General features: G+C 63.1%; 24 protein-coding genes. 20 read left to right on the plus strand and 4 right to left on the minus strand.

Annotated elements, in window-relative coordinates; genetic code table 11:
• Window positions 1-138: 138 nt before the first annotated feature.
• From ACXU4B_RS10735 to ACXU4B_RS10755, 5 genes are all read left to right on the plus strand, one after another.
• Window positions 139-1,437: a DUF1214 domain-containing protein gene (locus ACXU4B_RS10735; RefSeq protein ID WP_205746604.1), complete on the plus strand. Its 1,299-nt coding sequence runs from the start codon at window positions 139-141 to the stop codon at window positions 1,435-1,437.
• Between the two features lie 398 nt (window positions 1,438-1,835).
• Window positions 1,836-4,094 carry a winged helix-turn-helix domain-containing protein gene (locus tag ACXU4B_RS10740; RefSeq protein WP_131412669.1) on the plus strand — a complete coding sequence of 753 codons (2,259 nt, stop codon included), beginning with the start codon at window positions 1,836-1,838 and terminating at the stop codon, window positions 4,092-4,094.
• Between the two features lie 235 nt (window positions 4,095-4,329).
• Entirely contained in the window at window positions 4,330-4,632 is a 303-nt protein-coding gene (locus ACXU4B_RS10745; protein WP_131412667.1) for a hypothetical protein, read from the plus strand.
• 99 nt (window positions 4,633-4,731) lie between these two features.
• Window positions 4,732-5,175 carry a hypothetical protein gene (locus ACXU4B_RS10750; protein ID WP_165583241.1) on the plus strand — a complete coding sequence of 148 codons (444 nt, stop codon included), beginning with the start codon at window positions 4,732-4,734 and terminating at the stop codon, window positions 5,173-5,175.
• A gap of 174 nt (window positions 5,176-5,349) precedes the next feature.
• A complete protein-coding gene (locus tag ACXU4B_RS10755; RefSeq protein ID WP_165583240.1) occupies window positions 5,350-5,928 on the plus strand; it encodes an RDD family protein in 579 nt (192 codons plus the stop codon).
• Between the two features lie 46 nt (window positions 5,929-5,974).
• On the opposite strand, the gene ACXU4B_RS10760 is transcribed toward ACXU4B_RS10755, so the two are convergent.
• On the minus strand, window positions 5,975-6,505 hold the full coding sequence (locus ACXU4B_RS10760) for a dihydrofolate reductase family protein (protein ID WP_131412661.1): 531 nt from the start codon (window positions 6,503-6,505) through the stop codon (window positions 5,975-5,977).
• Window positions 6,506-6,822: 317 nt separating this feature from the next.
• On the opposite strand from ACXU4B_RS10760, the gene ACXU4B_RS10765 reads away from it, so the two are divergent.
• From ACXU4B_RS10765 to ACXU4B_RS10775, 3 genes are all read left to right on the plus strand, one after another.
• The gene (locus ACXU4B_RS10765) at window positions 6,823-7,149 is read left to right on the plus strand and encodes a response regulator transcription factor (protein WP_205746603.1); all 327 of its coding nucleotides are present in this window, start codon (window positions 6,823-6,825) and stop codon (window positions 7,147-7,149) included.
• A 108-nt stretch (window positions 7,150-7,257) separates the two neighbouring features.
• Window positions 7,258-7,794 carry a DUF4199 domain-containing protein gene (locus ACXU4B_RS10770; protein ID WP_131412659.1) on the plus strand — a complete coding sequence of 179 codons (537 nt, stop codon included), beginning with the start codon at window positions 7,258-7,260 and terminating at the stop codon, window positions 7,792-7,794.
• Between the two features lie 101 nt (window positions 7,795-7,895).
• A complete protein-coding gene (locus tag ACXU4B_RS10775) occupies window positions 7,896-8,375 on the plus strand; it encodes a hypothetical protein (protein ID WP_131412657.1) in 480 nt (159 codons plus the stop codon).
• Window positions 8,376-8,450: 75 nt separating this feature from the next.
• Here ACXU4B_RS10775 and ACXU4B_RS10780 read toward each other — a convergent pair whose 3' ends face one another.
• Entirely contained in the window at window positions 8,451-9,995 is a 1,545-nt protein-coding gene (locus ACXU4B_RS10780) for a glycoside hydrolase family 30 protein (protein ID WP_131412655.1), read from the minus strand.
• A gap of 455 nt (window positions 9,996-10,450) precedes the next feature.
• Here ACXU4B_RS10780 and ACXU4B_RS10785 point away from each other — a divergent pair, with 455 nt between their 5' ends.
• The 8 genes from ACXU4B_RS10785 (at window position 10,451) to ACXU4B_RS10820 (ending at window position 15,057) form a co-directional block, all read left to right on the plus strand.
• The gene (locus ACXU4B_RS10785) at window positions 10,451-10,942 is read left to right on the plus strand and encodes an energy transducer TonB (RefSeq protein WP_165583239.1); all 492 of its coding nucleotides are present in this window, start codon (window positions 10,451-10,453) and stop codon (window positions 10,940-10,942) included.
• 75 nt (window positions 10,943-11,017) lie between these two features.
• On the plus strand, window positions 11,018-11,344 hold the full coding sequence (locus tag ACXU4B_RS10790) for a hypothetical protein (protein ID WP_131412651.1): 327 nt from the start codon (window positions 11,018-11,020) through the stop codon (window positions 11,342-11,344).
• A gap of 72 nt (window positions 11,345-11,416) precedes the next feature.
• Window positions 11,417-11,857: a hypothetical protein gene (locus ACXU4B_RS10795; RefSeq protein ID WP_131412649.1), complete on the plus strand. Its 441-nt coding sequence runs from the start codon at window positions 11,417-11,419 to the stop codon at window positions 11,855-11,857.
• Between the two features lie 171 nt (window positions 11,858-12,028).
• On the plus strand, window positions 12,029-12,511 hold the full coding sequence (locus ACXU4B_RS10800) for an energy transducer TonB (RefSeq protein ID WP_131412647.1): 483 nt from the start codon (window positions 12,029-12,031) through the stop codon (window positions 12,509-12,511).
• Between the two features lie 129 nt (window positions 12,512-12,640).
• Entirely contained in the window at window positions 12,641-13,258 is a 618-nt protein-coding gene (locus ACXU4B_RS10805; protein ID WP_131412645.1) for a hypothetical protein, read from the plus strand.
• Between the two features lie 198 nt (window positions 13,259-13,456).
• Complete coding sequence (locus ACXU4B_RS10810; protein ID WP_131412643.1) at window positions 13,457-13,876, plus strand: hypothetical protein; 420 nt, start codon at window positions 13,457-13,459, stop codon at window positions 13,874-13,876.
• Between the two features lie 14 nt (window positions 13,877-13,890).
• A complete protein-coding gene (locus ACXU4B_RS10815) occupies window positions 13,891-14,403 on the plus strand; it encodes a hypothetical protein (RefSeq protein WP_131412641.1) in 513 nt (170 codons plus the stop codon).
• Window positions 14,404-14,490: 87 nt separating this feature from the next.
• Window positions 14,491-15,057: a hypothetical protein gene (locus ACXU4B_RS10820; RefSeq protein ID WP_458910876.1), complete on the plus strand. Its 567-nt coding sequence runs from the start codon at window positions 14,491-14,493 to the stop codon at window positions 15,055-15,057.
• A 132-nt stretch (window positions 15,058-15,189) separates the two neighbouring features.
• On the opposite strand, the gene ACXU4B_RS10825 is transcribed toward ACXU4B_RS10820, so the two are convergent.
• Complete coding sequence (locus ACXU4B_RS10825; protein WP_240734166.1) at window positions 15,190-16,206, minus strand: hypothetical protein; 1,017 nt, start codon at window positions 16,204-16,206, stop codon at window positions 15,190-15,192.
• A gap of 58 nt (window positions 16,207-16,264) precedes the next feature.
• Window positions 16,265-16,642 carry a DUF2946 family protein gene (locus ACXU4B_RS10830; protein WP_131412637.1) on the minus strand — a complete coding sequence of 126 codons (378 nt, stop codon included), beginning with the start codon at window positions 16,640-16,642 and terminating at the stop codon, window positions 16,265-16,267.
• Between the two features lie 287 nt (window positions 16,643-16,929).
• On the opposite strand from ACXU4B_RS10830, the gene ACXU4B_RS10835 reads away from it, so the two are divergent.
• From ACXU4B_RS10835 to ACXU4B_RS10850, 4 genes are all read left to right on the plus strand, one after another.
• The gene (locus ACXU4B_RS10835; RefSeq protein ID WP_458910877.1) at window positions 16,930-18,339 is read left to right on the plus strand and encodes a hypothetical protein; all 1,410 of its coding nucleotides are present in this window, start codon (window positions 16,930-16,932) and stop codon (window positions 18,337-18,339) included.
• A 154-nt stretch (window positions 18,340-18,493) separates the two neighbouring features.
• On the plus strand, window positions 18,494-19,111 hold the full coding sequence (locus ACXU4B_RS10840) for a hypothetical protein (protein ID WP_131412633.1): 618 nt from the start codon (window positions 18,494-18,496) through the stop codon (window positions 19,109-19,111).
• Between the two features lie 107 nt (window positions 19,112-19,218).
• Entirely contained in the window at window positions 19,219-19,545 is a 327-nt protein-coding gene (locus ACXU4B_RS10845) for a nucleoside triphosphate pyrophosphohydrolase family protein (RefSeq protein ID WP_131412631.1), read from the plus strand.
• Between the two features lie 158 nt (window positions 19,546-19,703).
• Complete coding sequence (locus tag ACXU4B_RS10850) at window positions 19,704-19,976, plus strand: contact-dependent growth inhibition system immunity protein (protein WP_131412628.1); 273 nt, start codon at window positions 19,704-19,706, stop codon at window positions 19,974-19,976.
• The last annotated feature ends 27 nt before the right edge of the window (window positions 19,977-20,003 follow it).

Genomic DNA, 20,003 nt, shown 5'->3' on the forward strand with positions numbered 1-20,003 from the left:
CCGCCCGTGCGCCAACCTCTTCGGTAAGTAGAAATACCTAATCGGGGTTCGTACGTTTTCGGACGAAATAGCCGGCCCGGAAGGTGCACGCTGTGGCACATGCGTCCGGAGAAAGTCATGATATCTCGTGAGCGGTTCTTGAGTCTCATCCTGGTGGCGGTCTTTGCAGCAGCGGCCCACGGACAGGCCGTGGCACCTCTGCCGACGGACAAAAAAGTCAGCGATAGCTATATCTATCTTCTCAGTCGCCTTTTGGTGCTCAACCAGCAACAGGCCGACTTCGACAGCGGCTTCAAGTGGAACCAGCTCGTTCACCGCAAGGTGGGCGACGTGGCCTGGCCGAACCCGAATCTTGATGTCGCCTATTCGGAAGCCTGGGTTGCCATCGACGACAAGAGCTGCGCCCTGGTGTCGGTCCCGAAGGTGAAGGACAGGTACTACACGGTCCAGTTCCTCAACGGCTGGGGAGAGACCGTGGCCAACATCAATGAACGCGTGTATCCGCAGCACCCTGACGGCGAGTTTGCGGTGTGCCTGAAAGGCGCCGATATCCAGCTACCGAAGACGACCCAGCGTGTCGATGTATCGACCACGTCGCTGCGTGTCCTCTCGCGCGTCGAACTTGGCGCGAACCGGGATGAGGCGGTGGCCTTGCAGAAGCGGTTCAACATCCATGCCAGTGGCCATCCGGTTGTACCCGAGGTGCCAGCGACGGTGAGGTTCGACATCGAGAAGTTGCCGGGCGTTGAAGCTTTCGAGTCCGCGACCCTGGCGCTGGATAGCGCGGCCGATACCAATCCGGGCATGGAGAAGCTGCAGGCGAGCACCCGCGCCATCGCCAGGGCCATCAAGGAGCCGGGCGCGCGTCAGCATGTCGATCAGGTGATCCACCAGCAGGCCATCCCTTCGATCTACAAGGCCTCGCCGACGCTCGGCGATGGCACCGTAAAGAATGGCTGGGCGGTGCCCTCGACGATTGGTGTCTACGGCAGCAACTGGCTGTTGCGCACGCTGGTGAATCTTGGCGGCATCTGGGCCAATACGTACGAGGAGGTGATCTACTACAAGGGATTCGTTGACCCGGACGGCAAGCCTCTCAATGGCGACCGTGCCTATGCACTGCGCTTCGAAAAGGACCAGCTGCCGTCGCTCTACGCCACCCACTTCTGGTCAGTGATTGCCGTTGACGCGGTCCATCGCCGCGTCTTGCCCAATCCGTTGAAGCGGTACCTTCTGAACAATTTCTCGAAGCTGACGTATGGCGAGGATGGCTCGTTGACCTTGTATTTCGGCGCCACCAAGCCCAAGGGCGCACCGGACGGCAACTGGATCCCGACGCCGAAGGGAACGGGATACAGCCTGACCTTTCGCTTCTATCGACCCAAAGGCGCCGTGGCCGACCGAACCTACTTTCCGCCGGGTTTGAAAGCGCAGTAATGCTCGCAGGTACCCGCAAGGGGAACCGCGGTCCGCTTCTGACCCGAAGCGGACCTGCCCTATCGGATACCCGGTCAGCGTGACTTCTGGCACATGGGCGGTGACACGCGCCCTACGCCACTCCTACCGAAGGAAGCGGGCGCCAGGATGTCGATTTCCAGGCCTCCCGTTCGTCGTTCCAGTGAGCTGCCGATGAGGTCGGGCCCGACCCGGCGTCTCCGGCGAAGTCGCCGCTGTGTGCCAAACCGGCGTAACCATGGGCGACACCCAGGCCTGGTCCGGATGGCGCCGGCATGCGGTGGCGTCAACAACGGAATCCATACGTGGGATCTACCGGGGCTTGCGACCGACTTGGTGTAACCTGAACCGGGTCAGGAGCGGCGATGGAGGTCGAGCAAATGGCCGTAGAGTCCACCACTGCTGCGTGGATTGCGTTCGGCACGATCGAGATCGACACCCTTGGCCATCGCCTGTTTGTCGACGGCGAGGAGGTCGGGCTCGAGCGCAAGGCATTTGCCGTCCTGGTCCTGTTGGCCCGTGAGCCCGGTCGCGTGATGAGCCGCGACGAGATTTTCGACGAGGTGTGGGGGCATAGCCACGTCACGCCTGGCGTGCTTAGCCGCGTCATCGCCATGTTGCGCCACGCGCTCGGCGAAAGCGGCGAAGAGTGCCGCTATCTGCACACGGTGCACGGCGTCGGCTTTCGCCTCGATGCCCAGGTGCGATTCGCCGCGTCACGCGAAGAGTTGCTGCCGGACAGGGCATTGCCGGCCAAGAAGCTCGCCTTTGTACCGCCCGTCACCCGCGATGCTGCCCTGCCACCGGTCACCACCGAAGTCATTCCGTCAACGCCGGTGGAGCCCGACAAGCCACGTTGGTTCGACTGGCGACTCGTTGCCGGGATCGTGGTCCTGCTCGCGCTGGCGGGCGCCGTGATTGGCCTGCACCCGTTCGCCCGTCGCCCGGTGGAAACGGCGTCGACGGTTGACCTGAAGTCCATCGCGGTATTGCCGTTCGAGAGTCTCAGTACCGACCGCAGCAACGCGTATTTTGCCAGCGGCATGCAGGACATGATCCTCACCGAGCTGGTGGGTATCGGTGGACTCAAGGTGATCTCCCGTACCTCGACGGCGAAGTATCCGAGCCATCCGGAAGACGTGAAAACCATCGCGCGACAGCTGGGCGTGGCGACGCTGCTCGAGGGCACGGTGCAGAAGGTCGGCGATCAGGTGCTGATCAATGTGCAGTTGATCGACGCCAACAGCGGCAACCATCTCTGGGCGAAAGCCTATACGCGCATGCTGGACAACGTCTTCAGCGTGGAAGGCGAGGTCGCGCAAAACGTGGCACAGGCGTTGAAGGTGCAGCTGACGGCCGCCGAGACCGCGCGCATGGACAAGGCGCCCACCCAGAACGCCGCCGCCTACGATCTGTACTTGCAGGCCGGCGCGCATGCCAACCGTGCCTACGATGATCCGGTGCTGTCCTCGTCCGAGTTGCCGCTGGCCATCGCGCTGTATCAGCAGGCCCTGGACAAGGATTCGCACTTCGCGCTGGCCGCGGCCGCGTTGGCGCGTGCCCACATGCAGATGTACTTCTTCGGGCCCGATCGCACGGACGCGCGCCTGGCGGAAGCGAAGACCGCAGCCGACCGCGCGCTGGCACTGCAGCCGAATCTCGGCCAGGCGCACTATGCGCTGGGCTTGTATCACTACTGGGGTCATCGGGATTACGCCGCTGCCAGCACCCAGTTGGCGCTGGCCCGGCAGGCCTTGCCCAACAGCGCCACGGTCGAACTGCTGATCGCCTCGGTCGCCCGGCGCCAGGGGCGCTGGGATGAGGCGGTGGCGCTGTTTGAGTCGGCCACCGTGCTGGAACCGCACAGCGAATTTGCGTTCGGCCAGCTCGCGGTGACTTATCAGAGCCTGCGTCGCTACGCAGACGCCGACCGGGCCTTTGCCGCGGCCCTCGCGGTGAGCCGCAATCCGGCTGGCGAACGCGCGTCACTGGCCTTCAACCAGCTGATGTGGAAAGCCGATCCGGCACCGCTGCGCACCGCGCTGGCGGCACTCGCGCCGGGCACCGATGCCTACGCCGGCAACATCATGGCCATGTATTTCGAGCGCTTGTTGGCGCGCGACTATGCCGGGGCCGTCAAGGTGGCCGAGTCGGACAAGGCGGAAAACTGGGACGACCCGGACAACATCGTCCTGCCCCGGCGCCTGTACGTGGCCTGGGCCATGCAGGGGGCGGGCGACGCGGACAAGGCGTCAGCGGTGTTTGCCGAGGTGGCGGGGCAGGTGCGTGCCGCCCTGGTCCAGCGACCGGATGACGCCGACCTGCATCTCGCCCTGGGCTTTGCCTATGCCGGACTCGGGCGCAAAGCCGAGGCCGTTGCGGAAGGCGAGCGTGCCGTCGCCCTGATGCCGGTCACCAGGGACGTGCTCACCGGCGCGGACATGCTGGTGTGCCAGGCGCTGCTGTACGTGCGGGTCGGCCAGCCCGAGCAGGCCGTCGCCCTGATCGAACGCGTGCTGGCCATGCCTACCGGCGGCATCCTCTCGGGCGCGTTGCTCCGGCTCGACCCGGTCTGGGATCCGCTGCGCGAGGATCCACGCTTCAAGGCGCTGCTGCTCAAGCATCCCATCGGCAGCTAGCCCGCCATTCGTGAGGCGGGCTCGCCCCGGCGCCCACCGGGGCCGCGGGTAGTCAGGGCGGTTCCCCAGCGTCACCTCCAGTTGCCGGGACCTCCGCGGCCATCACGGCCCCACGGCCCTGCCAAGATTCCTAGAGACGGATGGACGGCCATCTGGCAGCGTAGACGTGGCGCTGCTCCCCGGCGCGTCAAGGAATTGCCATACTGCATGCCGGGGACTCCAGGCTACGTCGGCCTTGCTGGCGGACGGAAAGGGGAAAAAAGGGGGGGATATGGGGCTTTGGTCAGTCTTGGCCGTCGGGCAGGGATTTCAGCGTCCCGAAGGAACCGTCGGCTTCGAGCTTTATGGCGTCGTCTCAGCCGGCGACCCCGGCTCGGCGCTGTCCAAGGCGATCGATCTCGCCACGCGGCACTGGCCCGAAATCGCACAAGGGCATCCAAGCTCCGGCTCCGAGGCGGCCATTCATGCCGAGGAGATCAACGAGGTTGCCCTGGTGCCGGGCATGGAAGTCGACGTCGTCGACGTCTCCTGGATGTAGATCTCACTCCGCGCGCGCCGGCGGACAGCAACAGCTTGGCTTACGCAGCTACACACTCGTCGATTCAGAACGGTCTTCCAACACAGAGGGTGGAACTCCATGCAATCGAAAAGCTTGGTCATGGCTACAGTTGGGCTCATCGTCATCGTGGGCTTTTTAGTACAACGAACCTACAGTTCGAATGCACTGCCAGACAGAAAACCTGATCCGCAGAAAAACGCGTTGCCCGTGACCGCCCTGCAGTTCCAGCCCATCGATCACGCAAGCTATCAACTGGGTTTCGAGGCAGGCAAGTCGGCCACCAGCAGCAACAAGAAGCCCAGTGACTGGGTCAGCTACTGGCTTGGCTATGGCGACGAAAAGCGGGCCGAGGGCGATACGCCGCCGCGTACGGGCAGTTTTGCCGACCTCCTCCATGAGGACCAGCGCTGCGTGCAGGGCGAAGTGCTGACGGTCCGCGAAAGCACCTATGCCAAGACCAAGGACGCTTCCGGAAACACGTTCCTGTGTAACCGCTTCACGGTCCTGCCGCCTGGTCGCTGAGCGGCCAGGTTTACCGGGTGGGTCCTGACCGCAGCATCGCCCTCAGGGGCAGGAGTGATCGGCTAGCGCGTTGGCGAGCCTGGGAGGTCCGCTTGTGATCCGAAGCGGACACCCGGGCAGGGCCGGGTTTGTTGCGAGGTTGTGTCGACCATTGATTCGGAGAGGGAAGCACCGGTGCTCTACACAACGTTTTGGCAGCGCGTAGGGGCATCGCTGCTGGATCTTGTCTGTTTCGTGCCCATCCTCGTGCTGTACCTGCTGGTCTGGAGCCTGGGGCGCCATTTCTATGTGGCTTGCACGGTGCTCCAGGTGCTGGTGAACATCGGGTTCTATGTCTTGCTGGTGCAGCGGTACGGTGGCACGCCCGGAAAGCTGATGATGGGACTGCGCATCGTGAAGACCGACGGATCGCCCGTGGGCTATCGCGAAGCTTTCCTGCGCAACGTGGTCCCCTTGTCACTGTCGGTGCTTGCCGGGCTGGCCTTGGTCATGGGCACGTTGAGCATGACCGATGCCGAGTATCTGTCACTCGGATGGCAGCAGCGCCTGACGGCACAGATAAGTCTGGCGCCCGAGTGGAACGCCGGGGTCAGCGCGCTTTCCCACCTCTGGAACCTGAGCCTGCTCGTCGTGATGCTGGCCAACAACAAGCGTCGGGCGACCCACGATTTCGTTGCCGGAACGGTCGTCGTAAAACAGGCGCGATCTCAGGAACTCGCGTCAGATGACGTTTCCGCGCAAATGTCGCTGTAACCGGCTGCCTGCTTTCACCCGGAGGTGTCCCATGCGCGTCGCGCGATCAGGCAGGCACGTAGCTCAGGCGGATCACGTCGTCGCCCATCAACTCGCTGGCCACGAGGTGGAGCGGCGGCCGGGGTCCGGCGAAGTAGGGCTTGCCGTGGCCCAGCACGACGGGGTGGACGTAGATCCGATACTCATCGATGAGGCCAAGCCCGGTCAGGCTATGCGCCAGTTCCGGCCCGGCGATTTCGATCTCCCCGGCGAACTCGGCTTTCAGTCCGTGTACCACCGCCTCGATGTCATCGGCGACCAGGGTGGCGTTCGGACCGACTGACTCCAGCGAACGCGATACGACCCACTTCGGCTGGCTCCGCCACGCCGCCGCGAAATCACGTTCCTCCGCGTTCCACTCGTCGGACTCGTCGTCCCAGTAACGCATGACCTCGTACATGCGGCGACCGTACAAGCTGCCCGTCAGTTCGCGCGCCTGCTCGATGAAGTGACGGAACAGCAACGGACTTGGCGCAAACGCCATATGGTCGACGTAGCCATCCAGGGACTGGTTCAAGCAATAGACAAGCCTGGCCATGGAAAGTCTCCACTCCGGAGTCTTCAGGATAGCCCGCGCCTCAGTCGCGCAGTAGTGAGGCTGGAAGCCATCAGCGCGCCGCGTTGTCGGTGTGGCCCATGGCCCGCCCGGGCAGCCTCCCGGGGCATTCGGGACTGTACCGGGGCCGCCCGCAGTCGCATCGGCCGGGCGCTCCTGCCGTTCGCGGACCGGCGCTAAGATGACCCGGGACAGAGCGAGCGGAGGCGCTGATGTGGAGGCGGGTGGTCGGCTACGGGGCGCTGCTGGGGGCGGGAACGCTCGCCCTGCAGTGACTGGACTACCAGCGCCTGGCGCGGATGCATGCGGGCGACATCTACCTGTTCCTGGTCGCGGCCGCCTTCCTGGTGCTGGGCATCGTGCTGGGCGTGCGGGTTTTCGCCGCGCCTGCGGCGCGCAGCTTCGACGGCAACCCGCAGGCGCAGGCGGCGCTGGGGCTGAGCGGGCGTGAGCTGGACGTGCTGCACGAACTGGCAGCCGGGCACTCCAACAAGGAGATCGCGACGCACCTCCACGTGTCGCCGAACACGGTCAAGACGCACGTCGCGCGGCTGTACGAGAAGCTGGGTGCGAAGCGGCGCACCGAGGCGGTTCGCCGGGCACGCGAACTCGGGATCGTGCCCTGAACCCGGATGATTAAGGGTGAATCGGCGGGAATCACCCATTCGGGCGATTGCCGGAGGACACCGGATGGCGGTCAATGACGGCTCCAACCACTACCGAGGAGTATGACCTTGTTACGCACCATCCTGAAATACGGCGTGATCGCCGGCCTGGTCGTCGGCGGGTTCGAACTCGTCACCTTCATCGCGTTCTCCGGTATGCCGCCACTGAAGTACGGCATGGTGATCGGCTACACGACCATGCTGATCGCACTGAGCGCGGTGTTCGTGGGTATCAAGCGGCACCGGGACGTGGACCGGGGCGGAGTCATCGGCTTCTGGTCGGCGCTAGGGGTCGGCCTGGGCATCAGCTTCATCGCCGGGATTTTTTACGTAGTCGCCTGGGAAGCGGTGCAGGCGATGACGCATATGGATTTCGCCAGCTCCTATGCGCAGGCGATCATCGCCAGCGAGAAGGCCAAGGGCGCGAGCGCCGAGGCGCTGGCGAAGCTGGGTGCCGAGATGGATGCCTTCAAGATCCAGTACGCGAACCCGATGTACCGCCTGCCGATGACCTTCGTGGAGATTTTCCCGGTCGGCGTGCTGGTGTCGCTGGTCTCGGCCGGACTGCTGCGCAACAGTCGCTTCCTGCCTGCACGCCGGGGCTGAGGCGGTATTCAACGAGCGCAGTCATCGATTCGCAAAGACCGCGTCTGGCCCGGCGCGGGCCTCGCTTGGTGAGTCAGCACGAACACGCAGAGGACGATGCCTTGGACCGACCCCTCAAGCTGTTGACGCTCAGCCTGCTTTGCCTTGGCCTGGCGCTGCTCCTGCCATCGGTCACGTGTCAGGTGTTGGGATCTCCGGTGGAACTGCCCGGTTGGCAGGCAGCCTATGCCGCGCTCGGGTTGGGCGGTGCGGGCCTGGTGGACGCGATCGCGCATCCGGCGGGCGAAGCATGGCGTTATCTTGGCCTGGTGCTCGCCGCGACGATGAACCTGTCCTTCGTCCTGGCGGCCATCGTGCTTGCGAGCCAGCGCAGGTCTGAGGGCACGCTCCGGCGCCTGCTTGCCGGTGTCGCGCTGGGGCTGGTGTTCGCCGTCATCGCACCATGGTTGCCCGATAATCCTCATGTATCGGTGCTCGCGGGCTACTACGTCTGGCTGGTGGCCTATGCGCTGCTGTTCGCGGCGGTGGTGAGCGCCTGGCGTCGCCCTGCGCCGCGTGTCGGTCTGCCGGCAAGCGCCTGACTTCGCGTTTCTCCATGGCTGCTGCGGCTTCCGGAGCGCCCGCGGTGTCATGCCGATGCGCGCCAACGACTCCCGTTAGCGGGCGCCTTTCAGCTGCCGCAGCACACGTTGCAACCAGGCGCCGGCCCCGCCCGGGTTCCATACGAAGGTCGCCACGCTTTGCGGCGGCATGGTGTATTCAAAGCGGGTCTGGCCCTCTGCCACCGACAGCTGGCGCGCTTCCGCATGGCTGTTCACCATCACCAGCACGACCGAACCGTCGGCAGCATTCTGGAATGCCACGTTGTCGATGCCCTTGTCGGTGGCGGTGGAGTCCACCCGCACGGCGCCAGGCAGCAGGAAGCTGCTGAAGTGCGCCAACGCGTAGTATTCGTCGTTGCGACTCACTGCCCCGGTAGCCGAGTCGATCGTGACCACGCCCTTGCAGGCGCTGCAGCCGCCGAAATGCGGGCCGTGCTGCTCGTCGAGCGCCAGGTTCCAGTACACGACGCCGCGCGCCCACTGCCTGATGCCGGCGATCAGCAGGTCCCGTGCGAACCACAGCAGTTCGCCATGGATGCTCGACGCCCAGTCGCCGCCGGAACACTCGGTGATATAGGCGTCCTTTTGGGGAAACGCGCGATGCACGCGACTCTGCGCATACGGGCTGCCTTCGTAGCAATGCCAGGCAACGCCATCGATATAGCGTGAGGCAGCGGGGTCGCCCAGCACGGCCAATGGCTGCTCCGGCCGGTTCCAGTTGTGATCCCATTCCAGGATGCGGGTCCTGGGCCTGCGGCTGGCCAGCTTCGGGCCGAGATACTGCGCGACGATGCGTGCCCGCGTGTCCGACGACAGCGCCATGCCCGGGTAGGTGATCGGAATGAAACCCGGCTCGTTCTGCAAGGTCAGGGCGAAGATGGGAATGCCATAGCCGCGGTACGTATCGACGTATTTGACGAGATAGTCCGCGTAGGTGCTTTCGTATTGCTCCAGCAATTCACCGCCAATGAGGTTCTCGCTGCTTTTCATCCACGCCGGCGCGCCCCATGGCGAGGCGATGATGCGCAGGTCCGGATCGATGGCAAGCACCTCGCGCACGGTCGGTATCACGTCGCGCAAATTGGACGCGACATTGAAATGCTCCAATGGCTGATCGGTCTGGCCGAACGGAACGTCATCGAGCGTGTACGGCTTCACCGAGAAATCCGATGCGCCGATGGTCAGGCGCATCATCCTCAGGTTGAGGTTGGGCGGCGGGCCATACAGCTCGTGCAACAAGGCGCTGCGCTGCTGCTCATTCAGCCGGTTCTGCAGCAACCACGCCGACGAGTCGGTCATCGCCGCCCCGAAGCCGTCCATGGTCTGGTAGCGGCTGTGGACGTCGATCACCACATCGGCGGGCAACGTGCCGCGGGCGCTCATCACGATGTCGGGTTGCCTGGCCAGCTTCAGCCGCCGATCCGCCGTGCTCAGCCACAACTCGGCGGCAGGCATGGCCGGCCGAATCGAAGGGCTGACCTTGGGCCCTGGCGTGAGGAGCCTGAAGCGTGGCGCCAGCAGGACGGCCACGGTGAGCACGGCGATCAGGACGCTGAAGACAAGGGCTGCCCGGTTTGAATCCGACTTGCGCTCATCCATGGCGCACACAAAGCCCATCGCTCACGTTGCAGTTCACTTGAATCACGAAGCTCCCGGGCCATTGCATCAAACAGGGGGCGGGGTCGACCGTCAGGCAAGGCCTGCTTCAGTCCCTTCCGATCCGGGAGTGGGCTCGACACCGCACCTGCAGCATAGCGAACCTGACGCCGCTTTTTTTACGCAGGGGGTCATGGAATGGCCACGGCACCAACCCCTGTGCCGGCGTTGATCGTGGCTCCGGGCGCGCCGGCCATGGCTACCAGTACCTGACGCGGGATGAGCAGCAGAGCGGGCGCGAAGGCTTGCCTGCCTTCGTCGACGGATGCCGCCATGTCCGTCCGTGCGTCGCAATAACTTGCGTATCAGGAGGCTGCCTTGACAGCTTAAATGGCCAGCAATTAGAAGTGCCGCAGCCACGCGCAACGCGTGGCATGTGCAGGCATACAGGGGGGGAGATGAAAACAGGGACAGGCAAGACCTGCCTGCAAATGGTGGGTGCGTTGTGCATGGCGAGCGGCATCATGGCGATGTGGGCGCCAAACGCCTACGGACAGGACCAGGCGTCGCCCAGCGAGCCAGCGACTGCAGGCAGTACCCAGCCGGCAGCACGTCACTTCTATTCGTTGGGTGGCTCGTCGCGGACCCGTCCCTCGTCGATGAACCTCACCACCGCCACGCGGCTCCGGCCGAAGTACCCGCCCGAGGCCATACGTGACCATCATGAAGGCACGGTCATGGTCATGGCCCAGATTGGCGTGAATGGCCAGGTCACCGAAACCAGGATCGAACAGAGCAGCGGCTACCGCGAGCTGGACGACAGCGCCGCCACCGCCGTCGGCAGCTGGACCTTTCGCCCCGCCATTAGAGACGGTGTCCCGGTGGTTTCCTGGGCCCGGGTACCAGTCAATTTCGCCTTGCCCAAGCCGGATGTACTGCCCTCGGATTGAACAAGTGAACGAGATGCCTGCTTTCGACCCGAAGCGGACAAAACACTTGAGGCACAGAGACCACAGGCGGGAGCAATGGATCTCGATCGGATAAGAAAGGCCGCCGAGCAGCTTGAGCGCGCGGTGCAGGCTGCCAGAGAACAGGGTTTTGAGAACGCCGATTGCGTACTCACATCCGAAGTCCTGGCGCTCTTGCCCAAGGCGAAGGCCGGGGAACTAACGGCGGCCGTCCAATTGAAATTCACGGCAGGACCACGATGGAACTTCACTGAAACCCGGCTCGGGGATTGCGGGGAACTGGAAGACGCCTGGTGTGAATTCCGGATGGCGGTTGAAGATCGGGATTCCGATCCGGCTTTTCGGGCCTACAACGCGCTACTCAACGGGGAACGACCGCCGTAACTCTTGCTTCTATGTCCGCTTTCGATCCCGATGCGGACGGACCGGTTATGCAACCAGGCTGAAGGAATGTGCATGTCGCGAAGGAAAGGATGGATCGCATTCGTTACCGTGGCTCTATTGTCGGGCTGCGCCCCATTGGAAAACACGCGCCCAGCTGAGGGCTATCCAGATAAACAACACCCCACTTCCGACACGGCCATCGTCGCTTGCCATTCGTCTCAAGGGTACGGCTGCAGTATCAATGGCGTGGATCACTTCAAGACGGGCAACGCATTCTGGGTACGCGTCCTTCCAGGCCAGCACGTTTTGAGCGTAACCATATACAGAGGAACCCAATTGGGCGGAAGCGTCGCCCAGGTGGTAGCGGTGCCTGGGCATGTTTACGAGATAAGAGTCAACGATATGGGCAAGACCTTCAGCTTGGGCACAGAAGATCTGGGGAAGCGTGACTCCTACACCAAGCGCGTAGGTTTGGAGCACTTCAACGCCACGGACTTCACGGCTTACTTCTAGATTTGAGCGATCTGGAAATGTCCCCTTTCGACCAGAGGCGGACCTTTGCACCCAGTGCGTCATGCGGCTTCCAATGTTCCGCACGCGCGCAGTTGCGGCGTAATCATGGAAAGGCGCGAAGCCTCTTGTATCTGATGATGGATCGATGGTTAGCGGACAAAGGGAGATCCCATGCGGTCAGTTGTTTTGCTGGCGATCGTTGCGTTGTTGTGTGGCTGCGCGGTGGCCCCGGCGTCCCGCACCAGCGGCAAGATGCTCACGATCAGGCCTCCAAAGGGCGAAGCGAATGCCCACGTAAAGCCTTATACGGTTCCGTGGCCGCAGGGCAGCGATGGCACATTGTTGTCTGGCGAGACCATTGTCCTCGCACTTGTCGGCAAAGACGGAACCGTCGAGAGCATTCGTGTCGAGTCCACATCCGGTGTTCCCGCACTGGACCTGGCGGCCGCCGAAAGTGTGCATCGGTGGCACTTTACGCCCGCCACGCGTAACGGTGTCGCGGTAAAGGCTTATGTGCGCATTCCCGTCATGATGGATCCCACGCGCTCATGGGTGGGCCCGGAACCGGTAAGCCCGAGCCTGACAAGGCTACCCTCCTCGCGGCCTCCATGGGGACAGCTCACTCCTTCGAAATCATCCGAAGGCTCGCAATAACCCCAGGGCCAAGATCCGTTCTTCTACTTGGATTGACGAAGGCAAGCTATTGCTCGGCGTCAAGACGTTCTGTCCGCCTCCGATCCGAAGCGGGCACAACATAATTGCTGTGACCAACGGGAGGGAGTTATGTCCGTTCTTCTTGGATTGGCGCTCATGATGGCTTCTGACGCCGCCGGCCCTTGGCGCGTGGTCAAGCCCGAGGAGATGCCCAAGGCCATGCACGACTTGCAGGTGTGGCGACAAAGAGTAACGGTGGCCAGCGACCATCTCGCTGAGTTACCGGAGGCAGATCGGGCCGCAGCACTGAGTGTCGCCATCTCGGGCACGGACGACTATGTCAAGGACATCTATGGCAAGGTCGGTTATCGCTCGCGGGTCGACCAATGGGCCGCCTTCCACATGTCGTCGGTCTTGATGGATCAGTTGGCAGATCTTGCCGATCGCCTTGACTATCCCACGATGGCCGCGTGCCACCGACTGGAGCGGGATCATCTCAGTGAAGTTGCCCACAGTGGCAAGACAACGAAGACGCATTGCCGGGCCCAAGTCTACGACGACGCGTTTAGCAAGGCAGCTGAGTCCTCGTTCCATGGACCGGAGCGTGAACGCATAATGCAAGCCACGGCAGAATGGACTCGCGCCACTAACATGGTGGCGTACATCACGGCAGATCTGGGGCTACCGGAAGCGAACGAGCCCACGGACGGTCCCGGAGAGCCCAATCCGCAGCAAGAAAGCCCGTGACAGCATGAAAGGTGGCGCGGGCGCGGCAGAGGGATTGGAGTGGATGGATTGCTTGCAGACCTCGGTGCGATTGGTACTCATGAGCGGCGCGAGTGGACGCCAAGAGCGTTGCTTCCGACCCAAAGCAAACATGAGTAGCTGTGGACAGCCAAGAATATCGGAGGGGAAATGGCGGGATATCGGGAGCGGTACCAGCGAATGACCGATGATGAACTCATGCATGTCGCCTTGACGGCGTCGCTGATGCCTGAAGCGGAGGCCGAGCTCAGGGAAGTGCTGAGGGAGCGTGGAATTTCCGACTTGTCCATGCAACGTGCTGACCTATCGGAGAACCTTCGCGCGATCGACCTTGATCGAAATAGGCGCCTGGGAAGGTCCCGGAAGAGTCTTCGGAACGGGGTTTTGTTTGGATGCGCCGGCGGCCTTTTGTTGATTGCCCACGGTCTTTACACAATCACGCTGAATGATCCGAAGGTTGGCCCCGGCGACGGTGCACTGTCGATCGCCGCTGGCGTAGTCTGCCTGGTCATTACACTCGTTATCGGCGCCGTATGGCTGTTCCTGTTGAGGAATGTTCTCTTTCGGCGATCACCCGCCAGGATGCGGCCGGGACCCTGAGGCTGGCTCGCATAATGTCCGCTTTCGACCCGAAGCAGACATTCGCAGAGCGCGAAAGACCGGCATACGAAGGAATGGTGGTGTCACATTCTGCTCGAGTGGAGAGAGGCGAAATGCGTTGCTGCTTTTGGGTGATTGTATTGCTTTTGACGGTTGCACTCCCTGTCGGGGCACAGGGAGTCACGCAGCGCGTCACCGGCATCTACAGCGACCTCCACTACAACAAAGAGGGCGGAGATCTCTTGGGCATGGAACTCCTCATCGTACCGAGCGACTCCTCGACAAAAGAGCCTGGCTATACCGTATTCGTCCAGATTGCCGAGGGTGGCGCTCCTATTACAGCGGTCGTCCCACTGGATGTTCGTGGTTCAAAGATCGAATTCACCCTTCCTGAGGGAGATCCGGCGTACGGCAAGATGCACTTTGTCGGCGTCATGACTAAGTCGGCAATTGTTCTGCACTCGGAACACGGCGCCGAGAAGGGCGACGTGGAAACCTTGACGCGGGGCAAGAGTTACTGGCAATAGGTGCTCGAAGACAATTAAGTGTCCGCTCCCGACCGAAAGCGGACCATGCGTGGCATCACCCATTCCATTCGCCAGTCAGGGGAAAGCATGATCAAGTTCAACAAGGGTGCGCTCGGCATGCTCGCCGTGCTGATGTCGGCGCAATGCGCGACGGCCTGGGCGGGAGATCTGCCCATGGCGGAACCGGCCACGCCGTGTGCGGTTCTTATGGGCGGCGGTGGCATGGTCTTTCCGGATGAGCAGGTGAACCAGCTGTGGTTCCGGATCAACAGCACCTTGTCGGGTCACGTGGCAGACGACCTGCAGCAAAAGGGCTATCGGGTCGAGCGGATGATTGTGGACATCCGCAATGGGGACCAGCGTCTCGCCATGCTTGGCCAGGAAGTGACGCGGACGCATTGCAGCAAGATCGTCCAGATCACCCATGCACTCGAGGACATGCCGAAGGGCGCCGGCGGCGGAAGATCCTTCGTGTTCACCGTCTCCATACTCGGCATCGGCGATACGTCCACCCTGACGGGTGGATTCAAGAAAGAGTATCGCTATCCACTGACCCCGGAAGTGATGCACTCGCTTTCGTTGAGCCAGGTGGCAACGCAGATGGCCGACGATATTGCCGCCACCCATGAGATCGACAAGGCCGCCGGGGGATGATGCGCCGGGCTCGGCGGCAACGCGTCGGGCTCGCTTCCGACGCCGGATGAGTCCGTTACCGTGCGCGGACATCTCCCTTCCCGGGGATGGGAGAGGTCTGCGCACATGGCATCCGACGATGCCGCTTCCGGGTCAGAAGCGGTACTGGGCGCCGACCGACCACAGGCGGCGCGGTTCCAGCTGCAAGCCATTGACGCGCTGCCAGACCGGAAACTGCACGAAGGCAAACGCATCCAGTCGCGGGGTGATCTTCATCCCGATGCCGGGACTGAGATAGGCCAGGGTTGCGCCACTGTTCGCACGATCGGCCTGCGCGCCGCTCTCGCGCTGCTCGCTGTGCAGGTTGAGCTGCACCTGCGGCGTGAACCGCCCCGCATCGAGGTAGCGCAGGCCGAAGTTGACGTTGAGCGAATTGCCGGGACGAAAGTGCTCGCGGGCATCCAGGGCGACCTGCGCCATCGCCTGGCCAAAGTAGCCAACCGCCTCGCTCAGATAGCCTGACTTGTAGACGCCGACCAGCGCATCGGTGGTGCCCGTGCCGAGCTGCAAGCCGCGATCGAGCGGTTGGCCCGCCTGCGGGCCGGATTCGAAGTCCTGCGTGAAGCGACCGGTGGGAAGCTTCAGTCCGAATTGCAGGCCGATGCCGGCGTCTTCGCTGAAGCCCTGGTAGCGCGCCACCACCCGCAGGTCGCCGATGCCCTGGGCGTCCGAGGTCGAGACAGCGGTGTCGCCGGCGGCAATCGTCTGGTGGAAACGATCGGTGTACGGCAGCTGCACCGACACGCCCCAGTAGCGCGAAAAATTGTAGTCGGCACCCAGCAGGGTGTTGCGATTGATGGTCTTCTGCTGCACTTCCTGGTCGTTAGGAAACTGGAAGGACGAATGGCTGACCGTATCGGTGCCGCTGACCAGTTGCGACTGGTTGAAGTAGTCCTCGCGCACGCTCAGATGCAGGCCGGTGGTGATGGCATAGCCCTGGCTGGACCAGTCCGAGTTGAGCGAACAGCCACAGGTGGAGCAGGCCGTGGCAAGCCCGGGCACCGACGCGAGGGCGATCAAGGTGGTGGCCATTGCGGGCTTGGAGGCGCGGCGCGGCAGGCGCGAAAACAGGCGCGCATCGAAGCGCGGGCGACAAGCGAAAGTGGACATGGTGTTCCCTGGGAATCGGCGACGCAGAACGACACGACTCAGCGTGTCATTGGAGGAATCAGGCGTGCACGAATGCCGGCGGGCCACGCGGCGCAGCAGCGAGCTCGGAATGCCGCATTCCCGGCAGGGCGATGACCCGGCCGTGCGGCATGGCCACCACAGGTGGAAGGATCGGCGGGTGCCAGGCGGCACCGGTCAGCGTCGGGCTGTCGCTGAGCAACCCGCAATAGCCGCACTTTTCCAGCACGAAGTCGTGAGGCTGCGGCGACGAAGGATGCGTGGGGTTGGTGTTGTGGTCGCCGCACCAGGCGCCCAGGTCGGGCATCGACCAGGCCGCCGGCAGGGTCCGCGACACGGCCGGCGCGACGATCATCAGCCACATGGCGGCGATGGCCAGCCATGCGACGAACCGTCGATGCGCGCGCGAACGAATCACTCTCCACCCCTCCAGGACCGCAGGGGCACTCTGCCGCTGCGGTAGGCGCGCATCATCCCATCCGGGAGTCCCAGGATGGCTGCGACACAGCGCCGCGCGTCCGGCCTTTCGCCGGTTGGAAGGGTCCGCACCGAGCCATGGGCGGGCCGTGTAGCCGGTCGGGCGGACCGGCGGGTCCGAAGCATCCGCACCGGCGTTTGATCCGAGGTGGCGAGGTTCCAGGTCAGCCGCCGAGGTTTGCCAGGTGCGGCGCGGCAGGGCAGCATGACTGCAACAGGGAGGGCAGCATGAACGGAAGTGGCGACCACAGACGTGCGCGTTGTGACCGGGTGGCGCGGGGCCGCCGGTGGATTGTCGCCGCGATCCTGTGCTGCATCGCGCTTCAGGCTTACGGCCAGGCCGCCGCGCCTACGGCCGAGCGCATCGTCATCGAATCGGGTTGGGACGGGATGAGCTACCTGAGCCCATTGCAGACCCGGCTCACCATCGTCAGGGATGGCGCTTCCTACCGGCTGACCGGCGGGCAAAGCAGAGGTCGCGACGGCAAGCCGCAACCCGAGCGCGCGATTCCGCCACGGACTGTTGCAGCCGCCGACGTGGCCCGCCTGGTCGATGCCATGCGGGCACCGCCGCAGCCACGCATCGACCTGCGCATGCTGGAGCCGGGAATCGGGCACGCCCAGCCACTGATCGACAAGATCCTGACGCAGACGCAGGTGCTCCCGGCGCCAGCGAGTCTTGCCGCGAAGGTGCATGCCTGGCGCGACAACTTGCGCCAGCCCGCCGTGCTCGCCGAGGCGGTGACCAAGGGCTTCGACCTGAGGCACATGGATAGCTCGCCCCACATCGACATCCAGGTGACCCTTGGCGATGGCACCACGTTGTCCGCGCAATCCGATTCGCATCAATACCTGATGCTGCCCTGGACGAATGCCAACGGCGATCGCACCTATTCGGCAGCGATTACGCGGGCGCTGGACAAGTTGCTGCCCAAGGCAGCCACCAACAAGGAGCTACTTGAGGGCAAGTTCGACGGCTACGATCTCGAATGGATTCTCGTGACCGGCCTGGCTCCGGAGTTGGCCCGGCTCCGCTCGGAGGAGGAGGCCCCTGACGCGGTTCGCCTGCTGGACGCGAACTTCAACGTCAAGCGGGTTGCCTATGTTTCCGACAAACAGCGCTATGTGGAAGCTGACCTGCAGCTTCCACAGGGCCCGCCGAACCTGCTGCTGACCGCGCGCCTTCCGCTGGCGGGCAAGTCCATCGCGAACGAGGCCGACATCGCCCGGGCTCGCCAACAATTGCAACTTGCCCAGTCCTCCCCGGTACTGGTCGCTCGCATGCAGTCACTGCCACGCACGGCATTCCACATCCAGGACGGCGCCGACACGATCTGGCTCGACCAGGCCACGGCCAGGCAATTCGTGCAGCAGATGCAGGACATGAAGAAGCTCCCGGAGCTGGCAACCCAGCCCGCGCTGATGCAGGGAGCGGTGATGGTCGCGGAGGGAAATCCGGCGGCTTTCTGGATTGTCCTTGCCGATCGCCGAACCGTCCTGTGGAAGCAGACATCGTATGAGCCGACGCCGACGGTCGGCACCAGCTGCCCTCCGGTTCCCCTGGGTGATGGAGCCTCGTCGGAATACCAGGACGGCTGCCTGGGCAAGGTCTACGGCACTGATGGGCAGGAATTATGATGTTCGGGGCATGATGAGCGGCCATGCGCTTTGTTCGCTTTCGGCCCGAAGCGGACGCTCCTATGGGGCAAGCGTTGTCGCCACGCGAGCGGAATAGGACAATCCATCGAATGCGCCTGCACTGCAGGCGACTCGCGCGTCCAAGGGGGGCGGCATGGCGCTTGGTGAAGAACTGGCTGACTTCTACCGTCGAAGCGGTTTCGGTCCGGTCGTTGGTGCCCGGCAGCGTACGGTGCCCGTATTCACCGGATGCATGCTCGTGCCATTGCCCAACATCGAGACCCGACACCGTTACCTGAAGTACCACGATCTCCACCACTTGATGACCGGCTACAGCGTTGGCCGCATCGGCGAAGGCGAAGTGAGTGCGTGGGAGCTTGGGACGGGCTCGATGTATGTCTCCCCCACGCTCGGGCTGATGAATCTGATCGCACTCTCGACAGGCCTGGTACTTAAGCCGCGTCGGATGTGGCGCGCCTTTGTGCGCGGCTGCGCCAGCAAAAATCTATACAGGACCCAAACACGACTGGCCATCGATGGTGGTCGGTGGAGCGACACGGATGCTCTTCGCGAAGAATTCCTGCTGACCAGGCAGAACAAGATGCCGATCTTGCTTCGCATCCCGGAGTTCGCCGCCTACTCGGCGGCCGCGATGTTTATCCATGCGCTGATCGCGATACCCGCCGTGGTCGCCCGCCTGATTACCGACATCATGCTGGGATACTCGTTCTTCCAGGCGGTCAAGCCAAAGAAGCGGGCTGATCTCTATTGAGGTCAACCACCGGTGGACCGAAACCCGCTGTTCGCTTTTGACCCGAAGCGGAAGCTGGTGAGCGCCATCATCTCCGCGCCGTATAACCAGTGTCAGGTGCAATCAACATGAAACTCAGTGATCTTGAAGAGTCAGCACTGCAGCTGAACGCGCTATACGAACAGCTCGAGATCAAGAGGTATGGGCGCGTCTGGACCACAGGCGAACTTGCGCTGGGTTTCGTTGGGGACGTGGGCGATCTGGCAAAGCTGATCCAGGCAAACGCTGGTATCCGGGATATCGATGACTGCAAGGCCAAACTTGGTCATGAATTGTCGGACTGTCTATGGTCGATCCTTGTTCTCGCAAACAAGTGTGGCATTGATCTAGAGGCCGAGTTCGTCAGAAACACCAGAGAGCTAGCCGAACATGTATCTGGCGAGCTGGGCACATAACTTAAGGCCGCACGGCGTCAAATTCGTTGCCACGTTGCGTCACCAAGCTTGCGCGTCAACTTAGGCGTCAAGTGCCATGATCAAAGGACGGCGGCAAAATTCGAGTGTCCGCTTTCGACCCGTAGCGGACCTAACGAAAACTTGAAACTGAGGGCATCGTGGGGCGGCTTGATCAATTCTTTGGCGGCTATTTTCATCAGGACTGGTCTGAGGATGACTCCTCTTGGCAGGCCGTTGTCTGGCGATATCGCGCCGATGGGATGGGCGCTGAGGCGGGTCTTGTCGCGGAGGAGATCGTGCAACTGATCAACCGCAATCCCGATGACGATTCCCTTGCCGCCAAATTGAATCAGCTAGGGTGCTTTTACTGGCCGGGGGCGAAGGATCTTTATCGCGCCTGGTTGTTCGAGGTCGCGGACGCTTTGCGCTAACGCGGCGCAAGGTCCGGTTCCGACCGG

The sequence above is a fragment of the Dyella soli genome, from assembly GCF_054482295.1.